We start from the raw sequence: 14,210 nt of genomic DNA, 5'->3' as shown, positions 1-14,210 counted from the left end.
TTTGTCTGGAGATTGATGCCCCGTGTTCAATGCCTTAAACGCGGAAGATGCTCCGCAGCCACCCAAGGTGCTCACTACGCCCCTGGAAATCTCCGGCAATCTGCGTCAGCTGCAAGACAGCCATGACCCGCTGATCATCACGTTCCATGAGCGCAGCCAGCGCTTCCAGAGTTATCTGGTGGACATCGACCGTGACAGCAACATGATCGCCCTGGACGAAATGATTCCGCGCGATGGCGAACGTTTTCTGCTGGCCGGCGAACCGTTCAAGGTCGAAGGCTTCCACGACGGCGTACGCATCGCCTGGGAAAGCAATGGCCCGCTGACCATCGACGAATCCGGCGATGGCCGCTGCTACCGTGGCGCACTGCCCGATGAGGTGGTTTATCACCAGCGCCGCAATGCTTTCCGCGCCGCGTTGAAGCTGGCGCAACTGGTCAACGTCGATCTGGGTGGCGACAAACTCAAATCGGCCATCAGTGGCAAATTGCTGGACATCTCCGCCACCGGCTGCAAGTTGCGCTTCGAGGGCGACATCACCACCAGCCTGCAACTGGGCCAGGTCTACGACCGTTTCGTCGCTGCCCTGCCCTTCGGCAGCATGACGGCACCGGTCGAACTGCGTTACCTGCATTTCGAAGAAAAGATCAACACCACCTTCGCCGGCGTGCGTTTTCACAACATGAGCGGCCTGGTGCAGCGCCAGGTCGAGCGGTTCGTCTATCAGCTTCAGCGCGAAGCACGGCGTTTCGATAAAGACGACTTCTGATACGCCACGCCCATAAAAAACGGGCAGTCCCTTGCGGTGACTGCCCGTTTTTTTATGCCTTGGTCAAGGCCGCGCTTCGGTAAAACTTTGCTCGCGACCTGTGTCAGGGTCTTCGGGCTCCGAATCCGTTTCAGGCGCTGATTCGGGTTCTGCATCCGGATTGAAATCAGCCTCCGGGTTGACAGGGTTCTGCATCTGCTCCTGCACCACCTGTTCATCGACTCGCGGGTCCAGGCAAGCGACCAGTGGCGAGCTCGACATACTGTCCGGCATCGCCACGTGATGCAGCGGAGCATCGTCCACCTGATGCAGGTTGGTGACCGCTTTCGGGCGAATTCGCCACACCAGCACCAGCGCAAAGAAGCTGAAGAAGGCATAGAGCATCTGACTGCCGAACAGCTTCATCAACACCCCGGCTACCAACGGTCCGATACTCGCGCCGACACCATAAGTCACCAGCAGCATCGCCGTCAGCGACACCCGACGATCACCCTCGACGTGGTCGTTGGAGAACGCCACCGCCAACGGGTACAGGCAGAACTGCACCAACGAGCAGAGGAACCCGGCGATGAACAACACCTCCAGCGGCACCTGCCGCATGATCGCCAGCGGCAACGCAGCCAGCGCCAGGCTAAACGCGAAACAGCGGATCAACAGCGCCCGGTCATAGCGGTCCGACAGCCAACCCAACGGCCACTGCACCACCAGGCCTGCAAAAATGCAGCTACCCATGAACAGACCGACCTGTTCGGTGGACAGCCCTTGCTGCGAGGCATACAGCGGCGCCAGACCGTAGAACGAACCGACGATCAAACCCGACCCCAACACCGTACTCAACGACTGTGGCACGCGCTTGATGAAGAAGCGTGGTTCCATCGGCGCCGGGTGCAAAGGCGCCGGGTGAATCCGCCGCGTCAGGGCCACCGGCACCAGGCACAGGGCGAAACACAGGGCGACCAGCATCAGCAGTTCCAGGCCCAGGCCCGGGTGCATGACCAGAATCAGCTGACCCAGCACCAACCCCAGGTACGAAGCGATCATGTAGCCGCTGAACACCACGCCACGCTTATTGGCTTCTGCCTGCTCATTGAGCCAGCTTTCGATCACCATGTACTGGCACATCATGCCCAGGCCGACGATCACCCGCAGGAACAGCCACGCGGGCAGCCAGTCCACCAAACCGTGGCCCAGCACCGCCGCGCCGACGATCCCGGCGCAGGCTGAATAGGCTCGAATATGCCCGACCCGGGCAATCAGCCGATGGCCGATCTTGCCGCCCAGCACCAGGCCGAAATAGTTGGCCGCCATCAACGCACCGACCCACAGGCTATCGACTTTATCGGCCGCCAGGCGCAGGGCAAGGTAAGTACTCAACAGGCCCGAGCCGATCAACATCATCAGCGAGGCGAAATAAAGCCCCCGAAAAGATTTCAAGATTTGGCGCATCGGCGTTCCGAGCGGCTCCTTGCAGTGAGTATCGGGCTATCGACAAACGATAGCCCGACGGCGACGGGTCGTCAGGCCTGGGCTGCTAGAACACGCCGTTCCCAGGGAGTAATTTCATCAAAGAAGCTGGTCAACTCCATGGTCTTCGAAGCGATGTAGCCTTCGATGAACTCCTTGCCGAACAGTTCCTTCGCCAATTGGCTACGTTTCAGACGTTCAAGAGCGGCATGCAAGGTACACGGCAACGAAAGATTATCCGGCACAACGAACTCACCCTGGATCGGCTCGCTCGGCTCCAGTTTGTTTTCGATGCCATACAACCCTGATGCCAGGCTAGCGGCAATCGCCAGATACGGATTGGCATCGGCCCCCGGCAAGCGGTTTTCGACCCGACGAGCGACCGGTGAACTGGCCGGAATGCGCAATCCGGCCGCGCGATTATCGTGGGACCAGCAGGCATTGTTCGGCGATGCGAAAGGATGGCAGAGGCGCTGATAGGAGTTCACGTTCGGCGCAAACAGCGCGGTGAAATCCGCCATACCGGCCTGCTGGCCACCGATGAAATGACGGAAGGTCGCGGTCGGCTCGCCGGCCTTGTCGCTGAACACGTTACGCCCGGTGCCGATCTCGACGATGCTCTGGTGAATATGCATCGAACTGCCCGGCGTGTGCGCCAACGGCTTGGCCATGCAGACCACGGTCAGGCCATGCTTGAGCGCCACTTCCTTGAGCAGATGCTTGAACAACAAGGTCTGGTCGGCCAACAGTAGCGGATCGCCGTGCAGCAGGTTGATCTCGAACTGGCTGACACCCATCTCGTGCATGAAGGTATCGCGCGGCAAGCCCAGCGCCGCCATGCATTCGTAGACTTCGTTGAAGAACGGCCGCAAGCCATTGTTAGAGCTGACGCTGAACGCCGAATGACCGTCCTCGCGACGACCGTCCAGGCCCAGTGGCGGCTGGAAGGGTTGCGTCGGGTCAGGGTTGGGCGCGAAGACGAAGAACTCCAGCTCGGTCGCCACCACCGGCGCCAGACCGAGGGCTGCATATCGAGCGATCACAGCCTTGAGTTGGCCGCGGGTCGACAACGGCGAGCTCTCGCCAGTCAGCTCGTCCGCATCGCAAATGGCCAGCGCCCGAGGCTGCTGGCTCCAGGGCAAGCGGTGGATCTGCGCGGGATCAGGCACCAGCGCCAGGTCGCCATCATCGCTGCCATAAAAGCGCGCCGGCGGATAACCGCCCATGATGCATTGCAGCAGCACTCCCCGCGCCATCTGCAAACGCCGCCCTTCAAGAAATCCTTCGGCGGTCATCACCTTGCCGCGTGGTACGCCGTTCAGGTCCGGCGTGACACATTCAATCTCATCAATGCCCGTCAATCGCTGCGCGAGTGAACGATGGCCATCGGTTGTCATGACGCAATCCTTGTTGTTGTACGAGCCGCGAACGGCGACCCGTACAAAATAGGCTTCGGCTGTTCGGAATATCAAGCAGCGTCAAACAAAAAGGTGCAGGAGCTGCCGAAGGCTGCGATCTTTTGACTTTGCTTTTTAAACACAAGATCAAAAGATCGCAGCCTTCGGGGGATTGTGTCTGTCAGGGGAGATACAGGCTGAACACGCCGCCGCCCAGGGGGCCGCCATTGCTGATTTCGGTGCGTCCGCCCACGCCATTGCGCTGATGCAAGGCGGCAATCCGTCCGGCAAAGTACAGGCCCAGGCCGGTGCTGCCACTGCTGTGGTTGATGCCCTGCACGTAATCGGCCTGACGCTCGATCATCTCGGCTGGATAACCCTCGCCATCGTCATTGATGGTCAACACCAGTTGCCCGGCCTCATCGCTGACGCTGATCAACAAGGCATGGCGGGCGTAACGAATGGCATTGTTGATGCAGTTGGCGAGTACCGAGGCAATCAGTTCCCGATCGAAGAAACCCAGCGGGCTCAACGGGTCCACTTCATAGCTCGCGATAATGCCGCGGCTGGCGAACACTTCCTGGTGAGCCGCCAGTTGCGCCTCGATGAAATCATCCAGCTCATGGTAGGCCGGCTGCAACGGCATCTGGTTGACGCCGAGTTTGTACAGCCCCAGCAATTGCACCAGCATGCCATTGAGGTGGGCGAACTCGAAGTCGATCACGCCCTGCTCCGGGGTGTGTTGCTCGGGATCGGGCAAGCGCGCCAGCCATTGGCTGTGCGCCTGCATCAGCATGGCCAGGGAGTTCTTCATGTCATGCACGGTGGAGGCAATCACCGTGGAAAAGTCGAGTGACGGTTCGCTGTCGATCATTCGCCGAACGCCTTGATTTTCAGTTTCTGGTAGCGCGGATAACGCGCGTCGGTATCGGGCATCAGGCCGACGGTTTTCAGGCAGGCCCGGCATTCTTCCAGTTCGGCCGACGGCACACTGGTGTCGGTGCCATGCAGCAACGACTGCGCCATGTTCAGGGCAATACTGATGTTCTTCGGCTGCAACGCCAGGGCTTTGCGGAATACATCCCGGGCTTCCACCAGATTGCCGGTCTTGTACACCCGCACGCCCTGACGGTTGAGGTCGGCGGCCGCGTTGCCGGAGTTGAGGATGGTCGGGTCGTCAGTCAGTTTGGCGATGCCTTTCATCACGGTCGGATCGTCGCCGTAGATTTCCGCACAGTTTTTCAGCATCGAAGCGCCAGCACTCGCCTGCCCCAACATTTGCAGCTGCTTGGCCACGAGCAGCGCCGCTTCGGCGCTCATGAACTGCTCCATGCCATCGAGGCGCATCATCGCCTGCTCGGTGAGTTTCTCGGCGGTTTCGGCATCGTTGAGCAGCAGACTGGTGGCTTTCATCAGGCGCGCACGAATCTGCAAGCCGGGGTCGGATGGGTTCTCCTTCGCCACCGCACTCAGCGTGGTGTTGATTTCGAGGCGGGTCCGGGTGTCCAGCCCCTTTTCACTGCCTTTGCTGATCAAGGCATGGGCCAAACCGAGGTTGCTTTCCGCATCCTTGAAACGTGACTGCGCCCCTTGGGCCACCGCCTGGCGATAGGCCTTGGAAGCGGTATCGAAATCCTCGTTGGCCATTGCCAGCTTGCCCAGCAACGCTTGCCGGCGCACCGCCAGCGGCGACAGGCGAATAGCCTCTTCCAGGACTCTCTGCGCCCCCTTGGTGTCCCCTTCGGCGACCAGCACATCAGCCATGCCGTCGTAGAGGGCCGGCATCATCGGAAAAACTTTCAGGGCTTTTTCATAAATGCCTTTGGCCTGGCTGACCTGGCCGCGCTTAAACAGCAACTGGCCCAACCCGGCAAATGCCCATGGCAATGGCCGATCGGCAATGATGCCGTCATAGAGGCGTTCCAGCGCTTCGTTCTGGTTCAAATCGCGCAACGCATCGGCGCGGTAACGCAGGCACAGCGGCGAATACCGAATGTCCTGTTTGCACAGGGCAATGCAGGCATTGAGCACTTCAACCGGTTTGCCCCGGTCAAGGGCTTGCAGGATCGGTTTGAGCAAGGTCTTACGCTGTTCCAGTCGTTCCAGGCGCTGGGCCAGGCCGGAACGGTTGAACGGCTTGGTCAGGTAAGCATCGGGCTCATGCTCCAGTGCGCTGAGCACCATGGCCTGGCTGGTTTCGGCGGTGACCATGACAAACACACTTTCATGGCTGATCAGCTTCTCGATCATCAGGTCTTCAAGCACCTGCTGACCGTTCTTCTTGCCGTCGCCCAGGTGAAAATCCTGCAGGATGAAGTCGTAGGACTTCTGCGAGCACATGCGCAGCGCCTGTTCACCGGTATCGGCGGTGTCGACGTCCTTGACGCCCAGCTCCCGCAGCATGGACCTGACGGAACTGCGGAAATCCGAGAAATCATCGACGATCAGAAAACTCTTTTGGTGATACGACAGCATCGAAGATTTCCAGGCAATTTAAGAAGAACAACCCAAAGGCAACTACACGGGCGAACTCAGCTTCGCGGCCTTTTTTGGCGCGCAGATGATAGCGGGAGGCCATAGGCTATCAAGCAATTTCGCAAAAACCCGTGATGACAATTGCCGGCCGCCAGAAATAAAAATGACAACGACTGTTCGGGTTATCGGCCAGTAGTCGCGTTCCCTTGAAGCGGCAGGAGTGCAATTGCGCATTTGCTTGTCAAAAACTTATATCGGCCCATAAATGCGCGCTAAATAATTGAAGGCCTTATTGAAAAACGGGATTATTCTGAATTGACGCGCGTTTTATACCCGCTTGAACTCAATACGCTTTACATCGCCAGCAAAGGCAGAAGTAATGACCACCAACCCCAAGCACTCGGCCACCGCTTCTGAGCAAAAGGCCTTGAGTCCCAGCACCCTGGACTTTCCGGTGGTGGGCATCGGTGCGTCGGCGGGTGGGCTCCAGGCCATTAAGTTGTTCTTCGAGAACATGCCCCACGACAACGGCATGGCGTTCGTGATCATTCTTCATCTGTCGCCCGACCACCAAAGCATCGCTGACAAGATCATCCAGGAATCGACCCGGATGCCGGTCCTGCAGGTCACCGAAACCGTGCCGATCGAGAAAAACCGGGTGTACGTCATCTCACCCGCGCAGCGGCTGACGATGAATGACGGCAACCTTGAAGTCAGTGAAAACGATCCGCAGCTGGGGCGCCACGCCTCGATCGATCTGTTCTTTCGTGACCTGGCTGACGTACACCAGGAACGCGCCTTTTGCCTGGTGCTCTCCGGCAGCGGCTCCGATGGCGCGGTCGGCTTGTCACGCATCAAGGAACAGGGCGGTATCACCATGGCCCAGGTGCCGGAGGACGCCGAGTTCGACGGTATGCCACGCGCAGCCATCGAGACCGGCCTGGTCGATCTCGTATTGCCCGTGGTCGAAATGCCGCAAAAACTGCTGGATCTATGGCATAACTCCCAGGAAATCAGCTTGCCCATCCTCAACGAGCCGGAACATCAAACCATCGCCTCGGTGTCCGAGCGCGATGTTGCACTCGCCGAGCAAATGCTGCACGACATCCTGATCCAGTTGCGCACCGGCACCGGTCACGACTTCAAGCACTATAAGCGCGCGACGGTATTGCGGCGGATCGAGCGCCGGATGCAGGTCACCGCCCAGCCAGACCTGAAAGCTTATTACCACTACCTGCAAAGCAATCCCGAAGAAACCAAAGCGTTGCTCGGGGACATGCTGATCGGCGTGACCAACTTCTTCCGTGATCGTGAAGCCTTTGAAGCACTAGAGCGCGATATCGTGCCGCAACTGGTCAGCGCCGCGATTTCGGCGCAGCCAGAGAAAGAAGAAATTCGAGTGTGGTCAGCTGGCTGTTCCACCGGCGAAGAAGCCTACAGCCTGGCGATGCTGGTCAGCGATCAGCTGCAACTGGAGTCCAGCAAGGCTTCGCTGCAAGTTTTCGCCACCGACATCGACGAGCGCGCCATCAGCTTCGGTCGGGCCGGTCTGTACCCGCAAGCGATTATCACGGATGTGCCGCCGACGCGGTTGCGGCATTACTTCATCAAGGAAGACGACCACTATCGGATTCGCAAGGAAATCCGCGAGAAAGTGCTGTTCGCCAAACACAGCCTGTTGTCCGACCCACCCTTTTCACAAATCGACCTGATCGTTTGCCGTAACCTGCTGATCTATCTGGATCGCGGCGTGCAACGCGAAATTCTGCAGATGTTCCACTTTGCATTGCGGCCCGGCGGCTTCCTGTTCCTGGGGTCTTCCGAAAGCGCAGACGCTTGCCATGAGCTGTTCACACCAGTAGACAAACGCAACCGGATCTTCCGCGCCAAGACCGGCACCGCCAATAGCCGACGCATGCCGACCGTGCCACGCGGTGGCTATGTGCGCACCGGCGTTTCGCAGCAGGCACCGCAAAGCGCCGTGCAGCGTAAACTTTCTTTCGCCGACATCCACCAGCGCGCCCTCGAACGCGCCGCCCCGCCGAGCATGATCGTCGACGCCAACGCCGACATCCTGCACATGAGCGAAAGTGCCGGGCGTTTCCTGCGGCATGTGGGCGGTGAGCTGTCGCGCAACCTGCTGACGCTGATCCTTCCGGAGCTGCGCCTGGAGATCCGCACCACGCTGTTCCAGGTCCAGCAGAGCGGCCTGGCGGTCAAATCCCGCGAGGTGCCGATCAAGCGCGAAGATCGACGCTACAAGGTCAGCCTGGAGGCACAGCCTTACAAGGATGAAGAATCGGACGGCGAGTTCGTCCTGGTGATTTTCGAGGAAGTCGAAGTCGATCCTTCGCAAGTGACGACCACGCCCCTGCTGCAAACCGAGAGCCAGGTATTGTCCAACCTGGAACGTGAACTGCAACGCACCAAGCTGCACTTGCAGGACACCATTGAGCAATCGGAAGTCTCCAGTGAAGAACTGAAAGCCTCCAACGAAGAAATGCAGGCGATCAACGAAGAACTGCGCTCGGCCACCGAAGAACTGGAAACCAGCAAGGAAGAGCTGCAATCGATCAACGAAGAGTTGCTGACGGTCAACTACGAACTGAAAACCAAAGTCGAAGAAACCGACAAGATCAACGACTACCTGACCAACCTGATCGCTTCCACCGACATTGCCACGGTCTTTGTCGACCGCAGTATGCGGATCAAATGGTTCACCCCGCGCGCTACCGACATTTTCAGCATGTTGCCGATGGACACCGGCCGTTCACTGCTCGACATCACTCATCGCCTGCACTATGACGACCTGGCGAGTGACGCCGCCCAGGTATTCGAATCATTGAACATGATCGAGCGCGAAGTCAGCAGCACCGACAAGCGCTGGTACATCGCCCGTCTGCTGCCCTACCGCTCCAGCGAAGACCATATCGACGGTACCGTGCTGACCTTCATCGACATCACCAAACGCCGCGCGGCTGAAGAAGAATTGCGCCTGGGCGAAGAACGCATGCGTCTGGTGGCCGAGAGTACCCGCGACTACGCGATCATCACCCTCGATGAACAAGGCGTGATCACCAGCTGGAACAAAGGCGCCGAGCTGATCTTCGGCTACAGCAAGGCCGAAGCCGAAGGTGCCTACTACGACTTCATTTTTTCCGCCGAAGACCGCGCCTCCGGCGTGCCCGAAACCGAACTGCTGGGGGCTCGTACCCATGGCCGTTCCGAGGATGAACGCTGGCACCTGCGCAAGGACGGCAGCCGTTTCTATTGCAGCGGCGAGGTGACCCTGCTCAGCGGTGACAACCTGCGAGGCTATGTGAAAATCGCCCGTGACCTGACCGGCCACAAACGCCAGCATGAAGAGCAGAGCCAACAACTGGCCGAGACGCTTAACACCAATTACCTCAAGGATGAGTTCTTCGCGGTCATGTCCCACGAACTCAAGCATCCACTGAACCTGATCCAGCTCAACGCCGAATTGCTGAGACGCTTGCCGGTGACCAAGTCGGTGGCGCCGGCCGCCAAAGCCGTCAGCACCATCTGCGATGCCGTCAGCAGCCAGGCACGGATCATCGACGACCTGCTGGACGTCGCCCGCGTCCGTACCGGCAAGCTCAAGCTGAAACCGGTGGCCATGGACCTGGCCGGTGTGCTGCGCGATATCCACACGGTCGTGCTCAATGATCGGCACAGCACCACCGTGGAGTTGCAAATACCGTCGGAGCCGTTGATGGTCTGCGCCGATCCGACGCGCCTGGAGCAGATCATCTGGAATCTGGTGAACAACGCACTGAAATTCACCCCACCCAACGGCCACGTGCAATTGATCGCCCGGCAGGCCGGAAATATGGCCCGCCTGGACGTCAAGGATGATGGCATCGGTATCGCGGCCGAGCACCTCGAACACGTATTCGACCTGTTTGGCCAGGCAGAAACACAGCACGCCAACCACCAACGCGAGGGGCTGGGCATCGGCTTGTCACTGGTCCGCCAATTGACCGAGGCACAACGGGGTACGGTTGAGGTGAGTTCACCGGGCGTCGGGGAAGGCTGTACCTTCAGTGTCTACTTGCCACTGGCCATCATCGAAGGAAAAACCCAAACCGAAGCTCACATCGACGATGTGTCAGGAAGACTGAGCGGCTTGACGATTCTGTTGGTCGACGACTCTGCCGAGGTGCTGGAAACCTTGAAAATGCTGCTGGAAATGGAGGACGCCCAAGTCATTGCCTTCGATCGTCCGATGGCCGCTCTGGACGCAGCGAAGAGCACCCGTTTCGATGTGATCATTTCGGATTTGGGCATGCCGGTCATGAACGGCCATGAGCTGATGAGTGCATTACGTCAGTTGCCGCTCGCCAAGGATGTGCCGGCCATTGCCCTGACCGGCTATGGCGCCAGCAGCGACATTAAAAAGGCCCGCCAATCGGGTTTTGACCAGCACATTGGAAAACCGGTTTCCTACGATGACCTGATCACAACCATCGAGACTCTGCGGCAGTCCCAGGCCTGAGGCCCCGGCCACCATATCCCTCGCTCGCTGAGCGCCCCCACTCCAATGCCGCGCAGTAAGGTACATCGCGGCCTCTGTCGTGAAACTCCTCCCCCATCAAAATCCCAACCGACCTGCATCAGGCTCTGGCGGGGCCTTTTTAACACAGAACGCTGAAATCTCAGGGGCGTCCCAGCACCGATAAAACACAGCCAGCCCATGCCGCATAAGGGTTTCAGATCATTTTAGCCGCACCAGTATTGAGTGCCTTCAGTCCCTTCGCCAAAAACAGATCGACATAATATTGACACCTAAACATCCACTTGTCGGAATATTGGCACATGGCACCGTTTCATCCGGTTAACACCTTTACAAAGCCTGAGCCCACAACTAAACACCTATCAAACTGATATCAGGAAAGGCCGTACTCCTGAGTCAGGGCTATCCCAAGACACGGCCTCATCCAGCCATTACTTCAGGAGTCCCTTCCACATGGGAGCTCTCAGATTACTGCGCGCCGTGCGTAATGCAGCCCCAGGTTCGGGCCCACGTTCGCCCAACCTGAGCTGCGATCCGCTCCTCGAGTGCGGCGAGCTTTTTCACCCCCGCAATACCCGCGCGCCTCTGCCGGCAGCGCTTGTCCCGTCAGCTGGCCGACGATGTCCGGCGGCCGCCTCGCACCACTCTTGAACGACCTGAGCGGTGCAAGAACGGGACTTCGCCCTGTTAGCAGTCCCTAGCGATTCTAAAAATAAAAAAATGGCATTTTCGGGAGAAAGACATGGCTACCACCACAACTACCAGCGGCGGCACCGTTACTTCGCTTTCCAACACTCCGCAGGCGCAGGACGACATTTTCACTGCCGGAGTTATTGGCACGAGCACCGCGGCCATCACTGAAGAACTGCTGGGAGTCGTGTACCTGGACGTCATGTCCAATGACCTCGGCGGCAGCGCAAAGACACTTTGGTCACTCGATGACGCGACCAGTCTTTCTACCGCCACCAAGGTTTATGCTCCGGCCGACCTGCTGGTCCAGGACACGGGCAGAATCGAGGCGACGAGTACTGACACCAGTTTCAATGGTGCAAAGATCTGGATTACCTCCGATGGCAAGGTCGGCTACGACGCCGCTACGTTGTCGACTGCGTTCAAGGCACAACTCCAGGCGCTGGCAGCTGGAGGATCCCTGACGGACAGTTTTACCTATGCGATTCGTCTGGGTAACGGCACGCTCAGCTGGGCTACCGCGCAGGTACAGTTCGCTGGCATGAATGACAGTGTGACGATGAGCCTCGGCGCCCAGGCCAGCACGGTAACCGAAGATGCGAGCACGACGCCGAGCACCACTGACTCGCTGAGCGCGACAGGCACTATTGCTTTTAGCGATGTAGACCTGAGCGACACGCATACCGCCTCTTTCGAGGCTGCGGGAGGCAATACAACCGCGCTGGGCACCTTCGTCCTTGCCCCCGTGACCGAAGCGGCCAACACCGCCGACGGCTCCGTTAACTGGACTTACACCCTCAATAATGCGGCAGCCCAGTCCCTGGCCCAAGGTCAGACGGCTACCGAAACTTATGTGGTCACCATCAATGACGGGCATGGTTCGTCGACCACGCAGAATGTGACGATTACTATCACCGGTACCAACGATCAGGTGCAGATCACCAGCGGCGCGCAGACCGGCGATGCCGGGGAAGACAGCGGCGACTACGCAGCCAGCGGCAACATCACCTTCACCGACGTCGACCTGATCGACACCCACAGCGTCACCGTCACGCCGGGCGCTTCCGGCTATCTGGGCAGTTTCACCACTGATCCACTGAGCGACAGCACCGGCACGGGCAGTGGTTCGCTGGGTTGGAACTTCGCGGTGAACAACACCGCCCTGCAGTTCCTCGGCGAAGGCCAGATCGTCACCCAAACCTATAACGTGGCGATTGGCGACGGCGCGGTGCAGACCGTGACCATTACTATCACCGGTACTAACGATCGGCCGACGCTGACGATCGCCGACAGCAGCGGCGCAATGAACGAAGGTAATGGCACCGCCACGCTGAGCGACAGCGGTGCACTGAGTTTTGCCGATGTGGACAACATCGACGTGGTGACTGTGTCGCACACCTCTGACGGCAACATCGCCTGGAGCGGCGGCACGCTCAATGCGGGCGTGGCTTCGGCACTGGTGGCCGGTTTCTCGGTCGATCAGAACAGCTGGGACTACAGCAGCAACCAGAACCTCGACTTCCTCGGTGCGGGTGAAACCATCACCTTCTCGTACACGGTGGTTGCCACCGACAACAGTGGCGCGGCTAATGCTGCTTCAGCGACGCAGACTGTGACCATCACCCTCACTGGCACCAATGACGCACCCGTACTCAGTTTTGCGACGGGCAATGATGTCGGCGCCGTGCAGGAAGACAGCACCCTCAGCGTCAGCGGCCAGTTCAGCTCGGCCGATATCGATCACGCTGCCACCGCCACCTGGAGCATCAATGGCTCGGCTTCGGGCACTTACGGTTCGATTGCGGTGAATAGCACCGGCCAGTGGACGTACACCTTGGCCAATGGCACCGATGGCGTTGCCAGTGCCGTGCAGTCATTGAAGGCTGGCGAAAGTCATAATGAAGTGTTCACCGTGCAGGTCAGCGATGGCCTCGGCGGTGTTGATACTCAGCAGGTGACCGTCACTGTCACCGGCACTAACGATGCGCCCGTACTCAGTTTCGCGACGGGTAACGATGCCGGCGCGGTAAAGGAAGACACCACGCTCAGCGTGAGTGGCCAGTTCAGTTCGGCCGACATCGATCACGATGCCACGACCAGTTGGACCATCAATGGCTCGGCTACGGGAACCTACGGCTCGATCGCCGTGGATAGCACTGGCCAGTGGACGTACACCCTGGCCAATGGCACCGATGGTGTCGCCAGTGCCGTGCAATCGTTGAAGGCTGGCGAGAGTCATAATGAAGTGTTCAGCGTGCAGGTCAGCGATGGCCTCGGCGGCGTCGACACTCAACTGGTGACCGTCACCGTCACCGGCAGCAACGACGCCCCGGTACTCAGTTTCGCGGCGGGTAACGATGCCGGCGCGGTAAAGGAAGACACCACGCTCAGCGTGAGTGGCCAGTTCAGTTCGGCCGACATCGATCACGATGCCACGACCAGTTGGACCATCAATGGCTCGGCTACGGGAACCTACGGCTCGATCGCCGTCGACAGCACCGGCCAGTGGACGTACACCCTGGCCAATGGCACCGATGGTGTCGCCAGTGCCGTGCAATCGTTGAAGGCCGGCGAGAGTCACAATGAAGTGTTCACCGTGCAGGTCAGCGATGGCCTTGGCGGCGTGGACACTCAGCTGGTGACCGTTACTGTCACCGGTACTAACGATGCCGCCGTGTTGTCCGCCGACATCGCCAACCTCACAGAGACCAATGCCCCGCTGACCACCAACGGCACGCTGACCATCAGCGACATCGACAGCGCCGCGACCTTCGTCACGCAGACCAACACCGCCGGCAGTTATGGCCAATTTTCCATCGGCACTAATGGTGCCTGGAACTATGTCGCCAATAGCGCCCACAACGAGTTCGTCGCCGGCACC

General features: G+C 59.2%; 7 protein-coding genes. 3 read left to right on the top strand and 4 right to left on the bottom strand.

Features of this window, described 5'->3' with window-relative positions:
• Positions 1 to 22: 22 nt before the first annotated feature.
• Entirely contained in the window at positions 23 to 769 is a 747-nt protein-coding gene (locus tag AC1RQB_RS19975) for a flagellar brake protein (protein ID WP_063342842.1), read from the top strand.
• Between the two features lie 63 nt (positions 770 to 832).
• On the opposite strand, the gene AC1RQB_RS19970 is transcribed toward AC1RQB_RS19975, so the two are convergent.
• The 4 genes from AC1RQB_RS19970 to AC1RQB_RS19955 all read right to left on the bottom strand — a co-directional run bounded on the left by AC1RQB_RS19970 (position 833) and on the right by AC1RQB_RS19955 (position 6,105).
• Positions 833 to 2,215, bottom strand: a complete 1,383-nt coding sequence (locus AC1RQB_RS19970; protein ID WP_063342841.1) for an MFS transporter — start codon at positions 2,213 to 2,215, stop codon at positions 833 to 835.
• A 71-nt stretch (positions 2,216 to 2,286) separates the two neighbouring features.
• Positions 2,287 to 3,528 carry a glutamine synthetase family protein gene (locus tag AC1RQB_RS19965; RefSeq protein WP_198537241.1) on the bottom strand — a complete coding sequence of 414 codons (1,242 nt, stop codon included), beginning with the start codon at positions 3,526 to 3,528 and terminating at the stop codon, positions 2,287 to 2,289.
• Positions 3,529 to 3,811: 283 nt separating this feature from the next.
• Positions 3,812 to 4,504 carry a sensor histidine kinase gene (locus tag AC1RQB_RS19960; RefSeq protein WP_063342839.1) on the bottom strand — a complete coding sequence of 231 codons (693 nt, stop codon included), beginning with the start codon at positions 4,502 to 4,504 and terminating at the stop codon, positions 3,812 to 3,814.
• Positions 4,501 to 6,105, bottom strand: coding sequence for a tetratricopeptide repeat-containing response regulator (locus AC1RQB_RS19955; protein ID WP_008071807.1), 1,605 nt, complete (start codon positions 6,103 to 6,105; stop codon positions 4,501 to 4,503). The genes AC1RQB_RS19960 and AC1RQB_RS19955 overlap by 4 nt, the downstream gene beginning before the upstream one ends.
• A 379-nt stretch (positions 6,106 to 6,484) precedes the next feature.
• Between AC1RQB_RS19955 and AC1RQB_RS19950 the strand changes: the two genes are divergently transcribed.
• Together AC1RQB_RS19950 and AC1RQB_RS19945 are read left to right on the top strand one after the other, a co-directional pair.
• Positions 6,485 to 10,621: a CheR family methyltransferase gene (locus AC1RQB_RS19950; protein WP_063342838.1), complete on the top strand. Its 4,137-nt coding sequence runs from the start codon at positions 6,485 to 6,487 to the stop codon at positions 10,619 to 10,621.
• Positions 10,622 to 11,381: 760 nt separating this feature from the next.
• The coding region (locus tag AC1RQB_RS19945) for a VCBS domain-containing protein (protein WP_493095013.1) at positions 11,382 to 14,210 on the top strand (2,829 nt) is incomplete at its 3' end.

Source organism: Pseudomonas sp. GW822-FHT02E03, from assembly GCF_058802325.1.
Note: the sequence above shows the minus strand (reverse complement) of the source record. Positions and strands in the feature narration are given on the sequence as shown.

Excerpts from the sequence above, each read along its gene's own strand:
- AC1RQB_RS19970 (WP_063342841.1), bottom strand. The coding sequence starts at position 2,215 with ATGCGCCAAATCTTGAAATCTTTTCGGGGGCTTTATTTCGCCTCGCTG.
- AC1RQB_RS19965 (WP_198537241.1), bottom strand. The coding sequence starts at position 3,528 with ATGACCGCCGAAGGATTTCTTGAAGGGCGGCGTTTGCAGATGGCGCGG.
- AC1RQB_RS19960 (WP_063342839.1), bottom strand. The coding sequence starts at position 4,504 with ATGATCGACAGCGAACCGTCACTCGACTTTTCCACGGTGATTGCCTCC.
- AC1RQB_RS19955 (WP_008071807.1), bottom strand. The coding sequence starts at position 6,105 with ATGCTGTCGTATCACCAAAAGAGTTTTCTGATCGTCGATGATTTCTCG.
- AC1RQB_RS19950 (WP_063342838.1), top strand. The coding sequence starts at position 6,485 with ATGACCACCAACCCCAAGCACTCGGCCACCGCTTCTGAGCAAAAGGCC.